The organism is Oceanicaulis sp. LC35 (assembly GCF_052055585.1).
Taxonomy (GTDB): domain Bacteria; phylum Pseudomonadota; class Alphaproteobacteria; order Caulobacterales; family Maricaulaceae; genus Oceanicaulis.
Window position 1 is genome coordinate 2,629,183 of sequence record NZ_CP170485.1, and the last position, 17,352, is coordinate 2,646,534.

Genomic DNA, 17,352 nt, shown 5'->3' on the forward strand with positions numbered 1-17,352 from the left:
TCAAAGCGCACACCTTGCTTGGCTGCGTTACATTAACAGGCTTTAATGTAACGCCCCCATTCGGTGGCCAATATCTGAGACGAATACGAGAACGAGACAGGCGATCCAATGAACCTGCCAACCACCAAACGCGCGCAACGCAAGGCGGCGACCCGCGCGGCTGTGCTGCGAGCGGCTCGGGAAGAGTTTCACTCCCAGGGCTATGACCGGGCGAAAATCGTCGATATCGCGCGGGCGGCTGATGTCTCGCCCGGCACAGTCCTGAACGCAGCGCCCACCAAGATCGCCCTGCTGTGCGAAGTGATGGCGGATGATTTCAACCGTCTCGGCGCCGAGACCGCCAGCCTTGCCGCTTGCCAGGAAGGCGATCTGACAACCTGCCTGAAGGCGCTGCTGGACCTGCACCTGATCCGCCACATCGAGGATCTGGAGCTGTTCCGCGCCGCCATCGGCCATAACTGGCTCACCAATGAGACAGACTTCAAGACCCTGCATCTGAGTTTTGAAGTCGCCTGGTCGCCCGTGCGTGAAATGCTGCAGCAAGCCGCCAAGGATCCGCGCAACGGCCTTCTTGAAGACCCTGATCTTCTGACCGAGAGCCTGCTCGATCTCTATCTGGGCGTCTTGCGTCGATGCGTGATCCACGCCTGGAGCCCTGACGTGGCGCGCCAGCAACTGCACCGCCGGCTGGATCTGGTCTTTCATGACTGCCAGCAGAGCGCGGCATTGCGTTCGGCATAAAAAAGCGGCCGACACGAGGGGCGAGCCGGCCGCTGAAGGACGCGCTGGTTGATGTCTGGCGCCAGCGCAGGGGAGCCCCCTGATGAGAGGTGGCGCGCCCCACCTGACAGCGGGGCGCACATCATCAGAAGGGATACTTTGTGGACAGGGTGGCGCGCGTGATCGTGCCGCTCTGCCCGTTTTCAAGCTCGCGCTCGCCAAACATCAGCTCGGCGCCCACGGTCACAGGGCCCACCGGGAAGAGATAGGCGCCAAAGGCCGACCAGGTGCTCTTGGTCACGCCCGTGCCGGTGAGGGTGATGTCATTGTCCGCTTCAAGCCTGGAATAGCCGACCGACAGACGACGGCCTTCGCCCAGTGACTGACGCCAGGCCACAAGCCCGCCATAGACCGGGATCGCTTCAAGATCGCCAGAGGCGTCCACAACCGCGCCATTGACCGAGTTCAGACCGATATAGCGGCCTATGCCTTCACCGCCGGTCAGCGAGAAGCGCAGATCAGAGCCTTCGCCGATATTGAGCTTGCCGGACCAGTTCACGCCCCAGCCGAACGCATTCCCGTCCACGCCGCCGGCCTCATAGGCGAGATTGCGGCCCAGAGCCGAGACGGTCATGGAGCCGTAATCGCCGCTCCAGTTATAGCGGGCGACCACATCGGGAAGCGCGCCGTCGCCGCCATCGATCCGCGCGCCGCCGCCAAAGGGCGTCACAGTGGTGTCGGGGTTTTCAAGCGCGAACTGGAAGCCGCCATTGGTGTAGCGTATCTGCGCCTGACGACCGAACAGCATGCCGTCCGAGCCCACCAGGAAGCTGGCGCTTTCGGGGATCACCGCCGTGTTGGTGAAGGTCGACCAGTCCTGACCCACGCGCCAGTTGCCGAGCTGCATCCAGGCGACGCGCAGGCGCGGATTGTAGGAGTTCGACACCCGCTCATCGCCGCTGGCGGAGCCCAGGAAGTCAAACTCGATCCGGCCGGTCACCGTGCCATAGTCAGATTCAGTGGAGGTGGCGAAGAAGAAGCGGCTCGATTTGGCGGTGAAATCGAAATCGGTTTCCCCATCTCCGGACCCGCCTACAGGCGTCGCGCCGGAAATGTAGAAGTCTCGCGCGATGGAGGTCGCGCCAAAATCACCATCGCTGAGATCGGTGACATGGGCGTCCAGATCCACATACCCGCCATAGGTCACCTGGGTATTGCCCATGGAAAACCCGCGGTCGGACGAGGCGGCGGGCGCCGGAGCAGCCGGCGCAGACGCCGTTCGTTGTTCGATTTCAATGACCCGGTCGGTCGCCGCGTCCGCCTGGGCGCGCGCGTCCTGCAGTTCTCCCCGCAGCTCGGCCACCATGGCCTCCAGAGCGGCGAGTCGCTCTTCCAGCTCCGTTACATCCTGTGCCTGTGAGGCGGCCGACAGCACCAGCGCAGACGCTGTTGCTGCGAGTACACTTCGAATAGCAAGCGTAGTCATAAGGTTGTCCCTCCCAAGGATAGCCGTGTGGCTCGTGCCGATTTTTCGGCTTTATTGTGAAAGTATCGTTGTGCAGTGGGACGGGCGGTATGGGACGTTCGTCGAAAGTTAGCGTTTAACGTGTGCTACTTTTTGCCGAGACGACGACGCCCACCGGAGCGCATTATGGTCACGGTCCAGATTAGGAGACGTGTGTGACGGCACAGAGCACGCAAGGCCGGGTCATCCTGGCCGATGATCACCCCCTGTTTCGCGGCGCCCTGAGCACGGCGGTCAGCAAGGCGGCGCCAGGCCGCACCCTGGTGGAAACCAGCACGCTGGAGGAAACGCTGAAAGCGCTTGAAGGCGGGCGGGCCGATCTTGTCTGTCTGGACCTGCACATGGCGGACAGCTCGGGCTTTATTGGTCTGGCGGAGCTTCGCAAAACCCATCCCAGCGCACCCGTCGTGGTCATCTCCGCCAGCCAGTCACCGGGCGTCGCCGCGCGAGCGCTGGAGTTTGGCGCCTCAGGGTTCATTCCCAAGACCGCCAGCATGAGCCAGCTGGTCGAAGCGCTGACGGCGGTTCTGAATGGCGATGTCTGGGCGCCCGATGAAAGCGGCGACCCGCAGGCGCAGGAAGCGGCGGAGGCCGCAGCCCGCATCGCCCAGCTCACCCCGGCCCAGATGCGGGTGCTGCACGGTCTTGCCGCCGGGCGACTGAACAAGCAGATCGCCTTTGACATGGGTATTTCCGAAGCCACGGTGAAAGCGCATGTGACCGCGATTTTCAGAAAGCTTGATGTGATCAACCGCACCCAGGCGGTGCTGGTGGCCCAGGCGCTGAATGTGGAGCCCCCCGCCGAGCAATCGGTCTAGAGCGTTTCCAGCCGGCGCTTGAGTGAGCTCAGACTGGCCCGCAGCACGGCGGGCGAAGCCGGCTTTCGCACCAGCTCCAGCCCGGATTTATGGGCGTCTTCCTCGACCGCGCCGCTCCGCTCCGCCGTCACCAGAAGCCCCGGCGGACGCCTGCCCCATTCTTCACACAGCGCGTCATAGACCTCCGGCCCCGTCACGTCGTGCTCCAGCTGGAAGTCGAGAATGACGAGATCGGGTCCCAGCTCGGGGAAGGCCGCCCGCGCCGTCTCCATGTCTGCCCCGCCCCGGACCTCGCAACCCCAGCGCTCCAGCAGCGTGCGTAACGCCTGCAGCACATCCGGATCATCATCCACGCACAGGACGGACAGGCCCTGAAGGTCACCCGGACGTCGCCGCGTCTGTTGCGCCGGCGAGCTGTCGCGTGACGCCGCGCGCGGCATGACGACCTCAAACCGGGCGCCTTCGCCCAGCGCGCTCTTGAGCGAGATCTTGTGGCCCAGCGAGGCGCAGATCCGGTCCACCACGGCCAGACCCAGCCCAAGCCCCTGATCCTCGCCCTGCCCGACGGCGCCGCGGTGAAACTCACGGAAGATGGCGGACTGGCGGTCCGGTTCGATCCCGGGGCCCGTATCGATCACCTGCAAACGGACCTGATCCCCGGCCCGGCGCACGCCGACCAGCACCTTGCCGCTCTGGGTATAGCGCACGGCGTTGGCGATCAGGTTCTGCACCACGCTGGTCATCAGGCCGCGATCCGAGAACACGGCCAGACGGCTTTTCACCACCCGCAGCTCCAGCCCCTTGGCCTGGGCCCGCCCCTGAAACTGGGCGGCGGTTTCCTCGATCAGCTCGTCAATGGCGAAGACGCTCGGGCGCGGCGACACCCCGCCCGCATCCAGCCTGGAAATATCCAAAAGCGCGCGCAGCAGCCGGTCCGCATGGTCAATGGCGCGCTCGATCTGGTGGGCGAGATTGCGGTTCTCCTTGGAGCCGCTTTCTCCCAGCGCGCCCTCCAGCGCTCCGGCGTAAAGCCGCGCCGCAGACAAGGGTTGCAGCAGATCGTGGCTCGCCGCCGCCAGGAAGCGCGTCTTGGACTGGGTCGCCGCTTCCGCTTCGCGACGCGCACCTTCAAGGTCCTGAGCCAGCTGGAGCCGCGCCTCGCTCTCTTCCTTAAGAGCTGCAGTGCGTTCCTCGACCCGGCTTTCCAGAAGGTCATAGGCGCGCTTGAGAGCCTGTTCGGCTTCGCGCCGGGCGGTGTTGTCCTGATAGACGCCGAAATAGCCCACCACTTCGCCATCTTCCATGCGCGGCTGGTAGACCACCTGCCAGGAACGGGCGCGACCGCCGCCCTTGCTGCGGGAAATGTCAAAGACCTGCCGCTCGCCATTGAGCGCCGCCTCCATGTGAGGGCGGCGCAGGGCGTATTCCTCCTCGGTCATGAAATCCGCAAGCGGCTTGCCGATGGCGGAAGGCTCAAGGTCGAAAAAGTCGAGATAACCACGATTGGCGAAGCGCAAGCGATAATCCCGGTCCGCGTAACTCAGAAGAACGGGCAGGTTATCGGTGTAAAAACGGATCGAGCGCTCGCTCTCCTTCAGTCGGTCCTCGGAGCTGCGCAATTGCTCGGCGGTTTCGTCGATCAGCTTGACCACATCGCCGGGGCTCACCCGGGCGCCGCGCAGCACGCGGGTCATCAGGATGCGGGCCGAGGCCGCGCCCACGGCGCGCGCCAGTCGCGCTTCCGCCAGCCCGGCCACCGCCGCCGTCAGGACATCGCCATGGCGCAGGGGACGCGCGACAGCACGGGACAGGTCGTCCAGCGCCCGTTCGGCCTGTGTCGCGCCCAGAACCCGGATCAGCACTGTTTCAAGATCCGAAATCCGGGCGCCTGCGGCCGGAGCCGTCTCCAGCGGCCGGGCGCCCGTGAAGGCGTCAGCCTGCAATTCATCCACCAACCCGGTCGAGGAAAAGGCGACCGCCACGATGAAGGCGATGATGTTGGCGCACAGGCAGGCAATGGAGGCGAAGGCGAACGGGTCCACGCCCGCCGGCGCGGGCGGCAAGGCCCCGGCATAGCTGGGGATGAGGATAAGGATGACCCAGAGCCCCAGCCCCGCGCCCATCCCCGCCAGCGCGCCAGCGCGGTTCGCCTTGCGCCAGTACAGACCGAACAGAAGCGCCGGGGCGAGCTGGGCGACCCCTGCGAAGGCCACAAGTCCGATCCCGGCCAGAGCGGCGGAGCGGTCAAGCCCCAGATGGAACAGATAGGCCAGCCCCACCAGGCCCAGCACCGAGGCGCGTCGCCACATCAGGAAGCGCTTGGCGAGGCCGCTGCGCCGCGCTTCGGCCAGAAAGAGCGGACCCACCAGATTGTTCACCAGCATGGTGGACATGGCGAGCGCGGTGATCGTCACCATGCCTGCTGCCGCGGAGAAGCCGCCCAGAAACACCAGCACCGCCAGCCAGCGCGCATCCAGCTCCAGTGGCAAGGCGAGCACATAGGCGTCAGGATTGGAGCCGTCGAGCAGGGTGGACCCTGCCCAGGCGATGGGCGGGACGAGGATCGCAACCAGCGCCAGATAGGCTGGAAACCCCCAGCGCGAGAGCCCGGCGTCCTTGGGGTTGGACACCTCCACCACCATCATGTGGAACTGGCGCGGCAGGCAGAGCGCGGCGAACGCCCCCAACAGAGTGAGAACGAGAAAGCGGAAGTCCACGCCCGGCAGGGTGAGCGGCGACTGGGCCAGCGCCGCCATGCGGTTTTCCTGCGGCACGTGAACCCACACCTCCACCGCCAGCCAGCCCACCGCCAGCATGGCCAGCAGCTTGATGATGGATTCAAACCCGACCGCCAGCACCAGCCCGCGGTGGCTGGCGGCGGTGTCGGTATGGCGCTGGCCAAACACCATGGCGAAGGCGGCGAGACTGATCGCCACCGGAAGCCCCCAGCCCCGCCCCAAAGGCCCGCCCGTCAGAAGGTCGAGCGAGGCGGCGGCGCTTTTGAGCTGGAGCGCGATATAGGGGATCAGCGCCATGATCAGCGCCAGCGTCGCCAGAGCGCCAACCGCAGCGGACTTGCCATAGCGCAGCGACAGGAAGTCGGCGATCGAGCTGGTGTCATGCTCGCGTCCGAGCGCCACCAGACGCTTGACGATGGGAAAGCCGATCAGAAAGACCAGCGCGGGGCCCAGATAGATCGGCAGATAATCCCAGCCCGCTCGCGCGGCTTCACCCACAGCGCCATAGAAGGTCCAGCTGGTACAGTAGACCGCCAGCCCCAGCGTGTAGAGCACGGCGCGGCGACGCGAAGAGCGGTCAAAGCGTACTGCCCGTGCATCGCCCCAAGCGGCGATGACGAACAGCAAGGCCACATAGGCGCCAAGCACCCCAAGCGCGAGACTGAGCGGCACGGAGCCTCCTCCCCTGAGCGTCCGGTTTTGTGATTATTCCGGACGTAGTCTGACGATAGCCGGTCTGACGCCCGCCTGACCAGAGCTCCGTCCTGCAAACGAAACGCGGCGGCCCGAAGGCCGCCGCGCTGTAAGCTGAGCGTGCAGGCGGATTATTCCGCCGGCGTTGCTCCGGGATGGCTGACATGAGCCGCCTGGGATGGCAGTCGGATCTCTTCGACCATGTTCTGCACATCCTGAGGCGGAGCCTTGGTCGCCAGCGACACGACAATCGACACCACAAAGCTGATGACCATGCCGATGGCGCCGAAGCCCTCGGGCGAGACGCCCAGGAACCATTGGTCGCCCGTGCCGATCGCGAAGTCCGGCAAGACACCGAAGACGCCCGCCAGGAAGATCAGTCCGAAGACGATCGCCCCGATCAGCATGGCGCGGGTGTCGCCCTGCTCCTTGAGGCCGAAGTGCATGATCAGCAGCACGATGCCGACGATCAGCGCCACGACGCCCAGCACGACCGAGCTGAAGCCGATCTTGAAGTGCACGATATAGGCGGCCGTGATGATCAGACCGATCAACATGCCGGAAATCGCGCCTTCCTTGTTCATCCGCTTCCAGAAGATGCCCAGGAAGATCACCGGGAAGAAGCTGGCGGCGGCGAGACCGAAGGCGAACGCCACCACAGCGGCCACAAAGCCCGGCGGGTTGATGCCGGCGTAAATCGCCACCAGCACCGCGCCCACTGCAGCCAGACGCGCCACAAGCAGCTCCTGGGTGTCTGACATGTTCTTGAACAGCACCTTGCGGCACAGATCGTGAGACACGGCCGAGCTGATCACCATCAGAAGACCCGCAGCGGTGGACAGCGCTGCGGCCAGGCCGCCCGCCACCACCAGACCGATCACCCAGCCCGGCAAGCCGCCGATCTCGGGATTGGCCAGCACGAAGATGTCCCGGTCAAGCCGCGTCATCTCGTTGGTTTCAGGGTCCGCACGATACTGGATGCGACCGTCGCCATTCTTGTCGGTGAATTCGAGAAGCCCCGTATTCTCCCAGTTGTAGAACCATTGCGGGGTCGCGCCCTCGCCCATTTCGGACGCCCTGGCGTCGCCACGCGCGACTTCTTCGGAATAGACGCTTTCATTGACCGTCTCGATGAAGTTCGAGCGGGCGAACACCGCAACCGCCGGCGCGGTGGTGTACAAAAGCGCGATGAAGACCAGCGCCCAGCCTGCCGAACGACGCGCGTCCGACGCCTTGGGCACGGTGAAGAAGCGGATGATCACGTGCGGCAGACCGGCGGTGCCGACCATCAGCGCCACAGTGATGGCGAAGACGTCGATCATCGATTTCTGACCGTCGAGATAGGACGAGAAGCCCAGCTCTGACAGCGTTCGATCGAGATTGACCAGAAGGGGCGTGCCGTCAGCCGTATTGCCGATGAAACCCAGCTGGGGCAGCGGCGTGCCGGTGATGGACAGGCTCAGGAAGATCGCCGGAACCGTATAGGCGAAGATCAGCACGCAGTACTGGGCCACCTGGGTGTAGGTGATGCCCTTCATGCCGCCAAGCACGGCGTAGAACAGAACGATGATCGCCCCGATGATCACCCCGATGGTGATATCGACGCCCAGGAAGTTGGAGAAGGCGATGCCCACCCCGCGCATCTGGCCGGCGATATAGGTGAAGGAGATGAACAGGGCGCAGATCACTGCCACGATGCGGGCGGCCTGGCTGTAATACCGGTCCCCCACAAAGTCGGGCACGGTGAACTTTCCGAACTTGCGCAGATAAGGCGCCAGCAACAACGCCAGCAGCACGTAGCCGCCTGTCCAGCCCATCAGATAGACCGAACCGTCATAGCCCGAGAACGCCACAATGCCCGCCATGGACAGGAAGGAGGCGGCGCTCATCCAGTCGGCGGCGGTGGCCATGCCGTTGAAGACCGGGTGCACATCGTGCCCGGCCACATAGAAATCATCGGTCGAACCGGCCCGCGCCCAAACGGCGATGCCGATATAGAGCCCGAAAGTGCCGATGACGAAAAAGGCCGTCCAGAACAGGGTCGACGGCAGACCCATTACGGTCGCTTCCATGATCGCCTCCCCTATCCCTCGTCATCATCGACGTCGAACTTCTGCTCGATGCGATGCATCATTGCGGAATAGACGAAGATCAGAACGACAAAGACATAGATCGCGCCCTGTTGCGCGAACCAGAAGCCCAGCGGCGCGCCGCCGATGGAGAAATTGTCCAGAACGTCACGGAACAGAATTCCGAAGCCGTAGGACACGATGAACCAGATCGCGAGCAGAACCCCCATCAGGTTCAGGTTCGCGCGCCAGTATTTCTGGAATTTCGACTCGGTAATCATGTGATCATCGGGCGGCCCTTTCGGCGGCACGCCTCCGGTGGGATGGTCTGACTCAGCCATCGTGCTCCTCCCTTTTCATCGGGGTTTTCCCCGTATGAGCAAGAGGGTGTCAGTCCTCTCGTGGAGCGTGCAGCCCGACATTGGTCGAAGCCGCAACACGACAAACGCCCCTCTCCGACCGCAGGGCGAGAAATTATCTATCGGTTTCAAATAAATAGGTCGGCGCACCCGGAAGGGCGTCCGGCAATATCCGCAACCATGCGCGCAAATGCTGCGCAGCACGTCCACGATCAGATCAGGGCGAATCCCCCACCCGGAGCAGCGGTGACGCCAAACACCTGCGCCAGCACCTGTTCGGTCAGCGCCTCGTCCGGTGTGGCGAGTGTGTGCAACCGCCCTTGATGAATCACCGCGACCCTGTCCGCGTGGCGACGGGCCAGCTCCAGATCATGCAAGGCGCAGATCACGCTGGCGCCCTGATCGGCCTGAGCCCGCAAGACGCGCATGGCTTCCAGCTGATGACGCGGGTCGAGCGCTGCAATCGGTTCGTCCGCCAGCAGCACCGGCGCCCCGGTCGCCAGCACGCGCGCCAGATGCAAACGCGCCTGCTCGCCGCCTGAGAGCTCATGGATCAGGCGGTCTTTCAGCTCAACAGCCCCCGCCTTCTCTAGCGCCGCATCCACCGCGTCGCGATCCGCAGCCCCCAATCGATCATAAGCGGCCCCGCCCCAGGCGAAGCGCCCAAGCGCGACCAGATCCCCGCCGGTCACCGACCAGGCGACGGCCCGGTCCTGGGGCAGATAGGCCATCTGTTGGGCCCGTGCTTTGGGCGTCAGGCTTCCCACAGGCGCGCCATTGAGCAGCACGCCGCCCATATCCGGCTCGATCAGGCCCAGCATCGCCTTGATCAGCGTTGACTTTCCCGCCCCGTTCGGACCGATGAGCGCGATCATCTCGCCCGCTTTCACCTCGAACGAGATGTCAGACAGGATGTCCCGGTCGCCGCGCAGGACCCTCAGCCTGTCCACCAGGATCCGGTTCTCGATCGGTCCCGTCATTGCCCCATCCCTCGCGCCCGCGCGGCGATCAGGATGAAGACCGGCGCACCGATCATCGACACCATCACGCCCAGGCGCAGCTCCTGATCGAGCGGCGCCAGACGCAGCAACAGATCCGCCAGCGCGATCAGCACCCCGCCAACGAGCGCGCTCGGCCCGATCAGGTCCGCCGGATCGTGTCGCACGAAAGGCCGCACCAGATGCGGCGCGACAATGCCGACAAACCCGATAACGCCCGAGATCGCCACGGCCGCGCCTGTCAGAAGCGCGGCGGCGCCAATAACGCCCGTGCGGGTCCGCCCCAGATGGACGCCCAGCGTCTGCGCTGTCTCTTCCCCCAGCGCCAGCGCGCGCAGTCCGGGCGCGACAAGCACAGCCAGCACGCCACCGACCAGCCATAAGGGCGCCACAAACATCAGATCATCAAGCGAGCGATTGGTGACCGAACCCAGCATCCAGGTGACCATGTCTGACAGGGCGAAACGATTGGGCGCCAGATTGATCGCCAGCGCACCCAGCGCGCCCGCAAAGCTCGACAGGCCGACGCCCACAAGGATCAGCTGCACCGCACTGATGCGTGCCGCCGCCAGCACGGACAACACCACTGTTGCGGCGGCCGCGCCCGCCACCGCCAGGACCGGCGCCGTGAAAGCGCCCAGAAAACTCAGCCCGAAATAAAGTGCGATGATCGCCCCCAGCGAGGCGGACGCGGACACGCCCAGCACGCCCGGTTCGGCCAGCGGATTGCGCAGTAATCCCTGCATCAGCGCCCCCGAAGCGCCCAACGCCGCCCCCACGCCCAGCGCCGCCAGAACGCGGGGCAGGCGGATTTCCCATACGATGATGTGCGCGGTCTCATCCCCCCCGCCAAAGATCGCCGACAGGGCTTCGGATGCGGACAGATCCGATGTGCCCAGCACGGCTGACAGGATCAGGACCAGCACGGCCACACTCACAAGCGCGGCGTTCAGGGAGACGCGATTCACGGCATGGCTCCATCCAGACGGGGAAACAACGCATTCGCCGCCTGCCGCGCGCGCAACGCCTCATCCGCCATGAACCAGGCGCCGCAGGACAAGGCGGCGGCGTCGAGATAGATCACCGGCGTCGTCTCCATCATGCGCCGGAACACGGTGTGACGGCTCGCCGACCAGCTGTCTAACGGCGCGGTCTCGCCATCAAAGAAAGCCGCCAGAATCACATCCGGTTGCTGCTCGTGCAAGCGTTCAAGCGGCAAGGTCACCCAGCCGCTTCGCCCCTGTTCGGCGATGACATTGTCAAAGCCCGCCGCGTTCATGAAGGCGTCCATCATCGTGTCCGCCCCGGCGGTGAAGCCCGACGGGGTCATGTAAAGCGCCTTGAGGCGCGGTCCGTCCGACGCCCGCGCCAGCTGGGTCCGCATATGACGGATGCGCATCTCGCCGGTTTCAGATCGTCCCAGCGCTTGGGCCGTGCGGCGGATCATGGCTTCCACGCCGTCAAAATCGGACGCATAGCCCAGCTCGAACGTCTCAAGCCCGAGCCGCTCGAAATAGGCGCCCGCACGACCGCCGGCGTCATAGCCGCGCACGATGAGGTCGGGGCCAAGCGCCAGCACATCCTCGGCGTCGTCGCGAATTTGCGGCAGGCCGTCGGCTTGGGCGCGCAGATAGGAATGGCGGTCATCGGCATGGTCAGAGACCGCAAGCACATGATCGGGATCCGCGAGGCCGAGCACATACTGGTCCGCGCAATAGTCCAGAGAGACCACGCGCGGCTCGAGCGCCGCCGCCGGAGAAGCGGCGACGGCGCCCATGGCCAGGGCGGCTATGATAGGGGGGGCCGCCCGGACCATTTTACGGACGCACCCGCACGCCGAAGGTCACCGCACGCGGCGTGCCGGCGAAGCCCGCGACCGGCTCATAGGTTTCATCCAGGAGATTGCGCACGCCCAGCACCAGCTGGAGCCGCTCATACACATCCAGCACGCCGGTCAAATCGACCGTGTCATAGGACGGGGTGCGGCCTGCGCCGCTGGCGTAGAAGCCGTCATCGTCATAGGTGGCGTCCAGACGCTCGCCTACATAGCGCCAGGTGGCGCTGAGGGAAGCGATCTCGATCGGGCGCCACGTCCCCGTCACCGCCCAGCTGTCTTCGGGACGACGCAGCAATTGCACCCCGGTCGTCGCGTTCACCGCGTCGGTATAGGTGTAGTCCACCCGCAGGCTGGCCTGATCGACCGGGGCCCACTCGGCGAACGCCTCAAAGCCCTGCAGGTCCGCTTCGCCGACATTGCGGTTCTGGCCGATAAACAGAGCGCCGTCATAAACGTACTCGATCAGGTCCTCGATCTCACTGTCATACCAGACCGCCCCGAACCGAAGCGCATCCTCACGCCCCGCCAGCGCCAGAGCACTGTCAAAGCCGATCTCGAACGTCTTGCCCTCTTCCGGGTCAAGGTCGGGGTTGGCCGCCACATAGGCCGAGCTTGAATAGCGCTCGGACAGGCTGGGCGCCTTGAAGGACGCGCCATAGCTGGCGCGCAGGCGCGTGTTGAGCACATCCAGACGATAGACCGCGCCCAGATTGAAGGTCGTCTGGCCGCCAAAGGCGTCATAATCGTCAAACCGGATGGACCCGGTCACGTCCAGACGTGCGGTCAGGCCCGCCTGCACCGCGGCATAGGCCGACCACAGGTCTTCGCTGACCGACAAGGGCGCATTGAAGGCGGTGTCCGTCTTTGCGCGCTCGTCCTGATACTCGACGCCGAAGCTGACCACCGGATCGATCAGGGCGGACAGGCTGTCCGGCGTCCAGACACTGGACCATTGGGCGAACGCGCGCTCGCCGTCATAGCGATCCGTGACCGCACCATCATTGAAGCTGTCCAGCGCCATCTCCACACGACCTGCGCGCAAACGGCTCTCGAAATTATTCACCGGACGGGCGTAGACCAGCCCCAGGCTCCACAAGGTGCTCTCGTCCTCGCTGCGCAGGTCCGGATCATCGGCGCGCTGGAAGCCAGAGGGGCCACCGGAAAAGGTGTCAAAATCGACCTGGGATTCGCGGTGACGCACCAGAGCTTCAAGGCTCAGCGCTTCGGTCAGTGCAAAGCCGCCATTGGCCGACAATACAGTGAACTCGGACGGGTCAGGATCGCCATTCCGGGTCGAGATGCGCTCCGGCGTCACGTCATAGCCATTGCTTTGCTGGTATTCCGCCGTGGCGGCCAGATTGAACCGGCCTTCGCGAAGCCCACCGCCAACAAGCGCGTGATAGGTGTTGAAATCACCTACAGAGGCTTCGCCATAGACTTCAGAACCGGATTCCGGCGCGCGGCGCGGCAGGATATTGATCACCCCGCCCACAGCGTCCGAGCCGTAGAGCGAAGAGAGCGGACCGCGCACGATCTCGATCCGGCCCGCATCCCCCACAAGGTCAGAGCCAAAATTGAACGCGCCGTTCGATGCGGCGAGATCATTAAGACGGATGCCATCATAAAGCGCGAGGACATGCTTGGAGTTCGTGCCGCGTACAAACACGCTGGCGGTCGAACCTGCGGGACCGGACTGCACGACGGCAAGACCCGGCGTCGCAGCGAGCGCCTCAACGAGGGTGTTCTGGTTCTTGAGATCGATCTCGGCGCGGTCGATCACGTCGAGCGTGGCGGGAAGACGTTCCAGCAAGCTGGGCGCGCGCACGCCGGTCACCACGATGGTGTCGTCAGGGGTTTCAACCGTCTCGAAGGCGAGCGCCGGAGCGATTGAGAGCGCGGCGGCGAGGGCCGCGAGGGAAATACGGGCTTTCATCTGAAGCCTCCGTTCGCGACCGGGCGCGAGCGACCCGGACGGCAGCGAGTGCAACGGCGCTTCATCCTGACGAGGTCAGGACAAGTCTCGACGCGCCGGACGTCGCTGCAGACGGAAGACTTCCGCGTTCAGATGGTGTGTTCCCGCACCGTGAACGAGCGACCGCGTCGGCAGGTCTCCTGGCTTGCGGGTCAATGCGGTGCGCCGCCTTCCCAGATCTGACGATCCAGTGGCCGTTAGCGCCTCGCTCGCCGCTCACAGTTGCGGGTACAGCCCCGGACCAGACGCTTGCGCGTCGCACCGGTGTTCCCTCTTCGCTCCCTCGCGGGAGAACCGTCGCGTATCTCGGTGTGTAGTCGGGGGACGCGCCCCCGGTCAAGCGGGCCTAGCCTTGCTCTTCAGGCAGGCGCACGATCAAGCCATCCAGCTCAGCTGTGACCTTGATCTGGCAGGACAGACGCGAAGTCTCCTGAACATCGCTGGCGAAATCGAGCATGGATTCTTCCATGGACGAGCGCTCGCCGGTCTTGTCCGTCCAGGCCGGGTCCACATAGACATGGCAGGTCGCACAGGCGCAGGCGCCGCCGCAATCGGCGTCGATGCCGGGCACCATGTTGCGGATCGCGCCTTCCATGACGGTCAGCCCGTCCTGCACATCCACTTCATGGGTGGCGCCGTCATGCTCGATATAGGTGATCTTGGCCATGTCAGTCGTCTTCTCATTCGATCGGGTGCAGGCCCGGGCCCGCGTGTTGGGCGCTATTTAGGACAGGAAATCGCGCATCGCCACTCCGGGATCCCGCAAACGGTCCGGATCCGGCGTTGCGCTCATGGCGATCATGCGCTGGGCGGCCATGTATTCCGGCGCGGAATTGACCGCCTCACACGCCACGATGCGCCCGTCTTTGAGATGGAAGAGCGCGAACTTGCCCTCTTCGGGATCGCCCCGGCGCACCATGGTGTCCGCGCCCTCGATCAGGCCGGTGATCTGCAGCTTCATCTCGTACTGGTCCGACCAGAACCAGGGCACAGGGTCATAATCGACCTCCAGGCCGCAAATGGCTTGCGCCGCGGCCTTGCCCTGATCAATAGCGTTCTGAACCGATTCCAGCCGGATCGAACGGTCATAGCGCTTGGAATGAAAGCGCGCGACATCACCGATGGCGTAGATGCGTTCATCCTCGGTGCGGGCGGTTTCATCGACCAGTACGCCATCCTGACATGCCAGACCTGCGGCGCTGGCCAGATGATCATTCACCGTCAGACCGGCTGCGACCAGCACGGTATCGGCCTCGACAATCTCGCCATCACCCAGCTCGACGCCCGTCACCTTGCCGGCTTCGCCAACAATCGCTTTCACCGGCGCGTTGACGCGCAGATCGACGCCATAACCGCGATGGATCGCTCCGAACCAGCCGCCCAACAAAGGACTCGCCGTCCGGCACATGGGGCGCTCGGCGGCTTCCAGCACGGTCACGCTCATGCCGCGCTTGCGCGCAGACGCCGCGACTTCAAGGCCGATATAGCCCGCGCCGATGATGGCGATGGATTGGGCCTCATGGAAGGACGCAGAGAGGTCTTCGGTTTCCGCCAGCGTGCGCAGCACATGCACGCCTGAAAGCTCTGCGCCGGGCAGCGGCAGGCGGCGCGCTTCACCCCCCGTGGCCAGGATCAGATGCTCATAGCGGATACGTTCGCCGGTATCGGTGATGACTTCGCTGGCGCTGCGATCAATCGCGGTCACCCGCACGCCGGTGCGCAGATCCACATCGGCCTTGTCATACCATTCAGCCGGTTTGAGCCAGAGCCGGTCCACCGGCAGCTCGCCCGCGAGATAGGCTTTGGACAGGGGCGGACGTTGATAGGGCGCGGCGGTTTCGCCCGCCAGAATGATGATCGACTGATCATACTTGCGCTTGCGCAGCTCGGCGGCTGCGGACAAGGCGGCCTGGCCGCCACCGATAATGACCGTTCCGGACACTGCGATCCGCGCTCCCTGTTGTCTCGTTCTTGTGCGCGCATGGCGCCGCGCCCGCCGGTGCAAGTCAAGCGCTGTGCTGCGCAAGCGCGAGCGCTGCGAACTCTTGCCGCTGTGCGCGAGCCGTCCTATCAGCCTTGTATGACCGAGCTTGTCCTGTCCCTGCCTGATCCCGCCGCCAACGCCGATCTCGGCGCGCGACTGGCGCGTCTGTTGAAGGCGGGCGATGCGGTGCTGCTGGAAGGCGGGCTGGGCGCAGGCAAGACCACGCTGGCGCGCGGGGCGATCGAGGCCTTGACCGGCATTGCCGATGCGCCGAGCCCCACCTACACCCTCGTGCAGCATTATGAGACCCAAGAGGGTCTGGTTCTGCTGCATGCCGACCTCTACCGGCTTGAAGACCCCGAAGAGCTTGATGAGCTGGGAATCGACGAGGCGCTTGATCATGGCGCGGCCCTGATCGAATGGCCCGACCGCATGGGCGGCTGGCGGCCCGCCGACCGGCTGGACATCACCCTTGAAGACACCGTGGCGGGCGGACGCACCGCACGCCTCAAAGCCCATGGAAGCTGGGAGACGCGCCTTGGCGGACTTGCAGACTGATCCGCGCGCCCGGGCGCGCACCGATTTCATCAAAGCCGCCGGCTGGGGCGATGCGGATGTGCGCGCCTTTCCCGGCGACGCCTCCACCCGCTCCTATTTCCGTCTGAGCCGTGGCCAGGACACGGCCATCTTGATGGACGCGCCCGGCGCCAGCGAAGCGCCCGCCTGCCCTATTGACGCCAGCGAGGATGAGCGCATCGCGCTGGGCTATAACGCTGTTGCACGCCTTGCAGGCAATAACACCACCGCCTTTGCGGCGCTGTCCGGCGCGCTGACAGCGCGTGGTTTTTCCGCCCCGCGTATTTTTGAGGCCGATCTCGATCAGGGCTTTCTGATCATCGAGGATCTGACCGATGCGCTGTTCGCGCGGCTGATCCCGGCGGTCGCCCATGAAGGCGCGCTGTACGCCACCGCCGTGGAAACGCTGGGCGCGATTTACCGCTCCTCGTTCGAGCGCCAGCCGACGGCCTTCGGTAAAGGCTGGACGGTTCAGGACTATGACGCGCTGGCGCTTCATGCCGAGACCGAGCTGTTCACTGACTGGTATGCGCCCTGGCGCGGCAAGACCCTGTCAGAGGCGGACAAGTCCGACTGGCGCAAGGCGTGGGATCAGGTGCTGCCGCATCTCGACAACCACGCGCCCGGCCTCGTGCTGCGCGATTTTCACGCTGAGAACCTGATCTGGCTGCCCCAGCGCGAACATGAAGCCAAGGTGGGACTTCTCGACTTTCAGGACGCCCTGTTCGGCCATCCCGCCTATGATCTGGTCTCCCTGATCGAGGATGCGCGCCGGGATGTGGCGGGCGATCTGGCCAAACCGCTCACCGACCGCTTCTTCAACGCGGCGGGCCTGGCGGACCGTGAGGCGTTTGACGCCGCCGCCGCCGTGCTGGCCGCCCAGCGCAACGCCAAGATTCTGGGCATTTTCGTCCGCCTCGCCCAGCGCGACGGCAAGCCGAAATATCTCGATCTGCTGCCGCGGGTGGAGCGCCATTTCGTCTGCGATCTCGCACACCCCGCGCTCGCTCCGGTGAAAGCCGCCGTGATGGCGCTGACCCCCTCCCTGTTCGAGAAGGGCTGA

General features: G+C 64.9%; 14 protein-coding genes and 1 riboswitch. Of the genes, 4 read left to right on the plus strand and 10 right to left on the minus strand.

Features of this window, described 5'->3' with window-relative positions:
* Positions 1-108: 108 nt before the first annotated feature.
* Complete coding sequence (locus ACFELO_RS12530) at positions 109-741, plus strand: TetR/AcrR family transcriptional regulator (RefSeq protein WP_440958104.1); 633 nt, start codon at positions 109-111, stop codon at positions 739-741.
* Positions 742-865: 124 nt separating this feature from the next.
* Here the strand turns inward: ACFELO_RS12530 and ACFELO_RS12535 are convergent, their stop codons facing one another.
* Positions 866-2,206, minus strand: coding sequence for a DcaP family trimeric outer membrane transporter (locus ACFELO_RS12535; protein ID WP_440958105.1), 1,341 nt, complete (start codon positions 2,204-2,206; stop codon positions 866-868).
* 194 nt (positions 2,207-2,400) lie between these two features.
* On the opposite strand from ACFELO_RS12535, the gene ACFELO_RS12540 reads away from it, so the two are divergent.
* Complete coding sequence (locus ACFELO_RS12540; protein WP_440958106.1) at positions 2,401-3,063, plus strand: response regulator transcription factor; 663 nt, start codon at positions 2,401-2,403, stop codon at positions 3,061-3,063.
* Here ACFELO_RS12540 and ACFELO_RS12545 read toward each other — a convergent pair.
* The 9 genes from ACFELO_RS12545 to ACFELO_RS12585 form a co-directional block, all read right to left on the minus strand.
* Complete coding sequence (locus ACFELO_RS12545; RefSeq protein WP_440958107.1) at positions 3,060-6,473, minus strand: ATP-binding protein; 3,414 nt, start codon at positions 6,471-6,473, stop codon at positions 3,060-3,062. The two genes, ACFELO_RS12540 and ACFELO_RS12545, sit on opposite strands and share 4 nt — an antisense overlap.
* Positions 6,474-6,625: 152 nt before the next feature.
* On the minus strand, positions 6,626-8,566 hold the full coding sequence (locus ACFELO_RS12550; RefSeq protein WP_440958108.1) for a sodium:solute symporter family protein: 1,941 nt from the start codon (positions 8,564-8,566) through the stop codon (positions 6,626-6,628).
* Between the two features lie 11 nt (positions 8,567-8,577).
* Positions 8,578-8,904, minus strand: coding sequence for a DUF4212 domain-containing protein (locus ACFELO_RS12555; RefSeq protein ID WP_440958109.1), 327 nt, complete (start codon positions 8,902-8,904; stop codon positions 8,578-8,580).
* Positions 8,905-9,134: 230 nt separating this feature from the next.
* On the minus strand, positions 9,135-9,902 hold the full coding sequence (locus tag ACFELO_RS12560; protein WP_440958110.1) for an ABC transporter ATP-binding protein: 768 nt from the start codon (positions 9,900-9,902) through the stop codon (positions 9,135-9,137).
* Positions 9,899-10,888 (minus strand): FecCD family ABC transporter permease, encoded by a 990-nt coding sequence (locus tag ACFELO_RS12565; protein WP_440958111.1) that lies wholly within the window; start codon positions 10,886-10,888, stop codon positions 9,899-9,901. The genes ACFELO_RS12560 and ACFELO_RS12565 overlap by 4 nt, the downstream gene beginning before the upstream one ends.
* Positions 10,885-11,697: an ABC transporter substrate-binding protein gene (locus tag ACFELO_RS12570; protein ID WP_440958112.1), complete on the minus strand. Its 813-nt coding sequence runs from the start codon at positions 11,695-11,697 to the stop codon at positions 10,885-10,887. Before ACFELO_RS12570 ends, ACFELO_RS12565 begins: the two co-directional genes overlap by 4 nt.
* 40 nt (positions 11,698-11,737) lie before the next feature.
* Positions 11,738-13,690 carry a TonB-dependent receptor domain-containing protein gene (locus ACFELO_RS12575; RefSeq protein WP_440958113.1) on the minus strand — a complete coding sequence of 651 codons (1,953 nt, stop codon included), beginning with the start codon at positions 13,688-13,690 and terminating at the stop codon, positions 11,738-11,740.
* 152 nt (positions 13,691-13,842) lie between these two features.
* Positions 13,843-14,043, minus strand: a riboswitch (cobalamin riboswitch).
* Between the two features lie 32 nt (positions 14,044-14,075).
* Positions 14,076-14,396: a 2Fe-2S iron-sulfur cluster-binding protein gene (locus ACFELO_RS12580; RefSeq protein ID WP_440958114.1), complete on the minus strand. Its 321-nt coding sequence runs from the start codon at positions 14,394-14,396 to the stop codon at positions 14,076-14,078.
* A gap of 57 nt (positions 14,397-14,453) precedes the next feature.
* Positions 14,454-15,671, minus strand: coding sequence for an NAD(P)/FAD-dependent oxidoreductase (locus tag ACFELO_RS12585; RefSeq protein ID WP_440958115.1), 1,218 nt, complete (start codon positions 15,669-15,671; stop codon positions 14,454-14,456).
* Positions 15,672-15,809: 138 nt separating this feature from the next.
* Between ACFELO_RS12585 and tsaE the strand changes: the two genes are divergently transcribed.
* Both tsaE and ACFELO_RS12595 read left to right on the plus strand, forming a co-directional pair.
* Complete coding sequence (tsaE, locus tag ACFELO_RS12590; RefSeq protein ID WP_440958116.1) at positions 15,810-16,271, plus strand: tRNA (adenosine(37)-N6)-threonylcarbamoyltransferase complex ATPase subunit type 1 TsaE; 462 nt, start codon at positions 15,810-15,812, stop codon at positions 16,269-16,271.
* Entirely contained in the window at positions 16,252-17,352 is a 1,101-nt protein-coding gene (locus ACFELO_RS12595; protein ID WP_440958117.1) for an aminoglycoside phosphotransferase family protein, read from the plus strand. The genes tsaE and ACFELO_RS12595 overlap by 20 nt, the downstream gene beginning before the upstream one ends.

Excerpts from the sequence above, each read along its gene's own strand:
- ACFELO_RS12570 (WP_440958112.1), bottom strand. The coding sequence starts at position 11,697 with ATGGGCGCCGTCGCCGCTTCTCCGGCGGCGGCGCTCGAGCCGCGCGTG.
- ACFELO_RS12560 (WP_440958110.1), bottom strand. The coding sequence starts at position 9,902 with ATGACGGGACCGATCGAGAACCGGATCCTGGTGGACAGGCTGAGGGTC.
- ACFELO_RS12530 (WP_440958104.1), top strand. The coding sequence starts at position 109 with ATGAACCTGCCAACCACCAAACGCGCGCAACGCAAGGCGGCGACCCGC.
- ACFELO_RS12580 (WP_440958114.1), bottom strand. The coding sequence starts at position 14,396 with ATGGCCAAGATCACCTATATCGAGCATGACGGCGCCACCCATGAAGTG.
- ACFELO_RS12575 (WP_440958113.1), bottom strand. The coding sequence starts at position 13,690 with ATGAAAGCCCGTATTTCCCTCGCGGCCCTCGCCGCCGCGCTCTCAATC.
- ACFELO_RS12535 (WP_440958105.1), bottom strand. The coding sequence starts at position 2,206 with ATGACTACGCTTGCTATTCGAAGTGTACTCGCAGCAACAGCGTCTGCG.
- ACFELO_RS12555 (WP_440958109.1), bottom strand. The coding sequence starts at position 8,904 with ATGGCTGAGTCAGACCATCCCACCGGAGGCGTGCCGCCGAAAGGGCCG.
- tsaE (WP_440958116.1), top strand. The coding sequence starts at position 15,810 with ATGACCGAGCTTGTCCTGTCCCTGCCTGATCCCGCCGCCAACGCCGAT.
- ACFELO_RS12550 (WP_440958108.1), bottom strand. The coding sequence starts at position 8,566 with ATGGAAGCGACCGTAATGGGTCTGCCGTCGACCCTGTTCTGGACGGCC.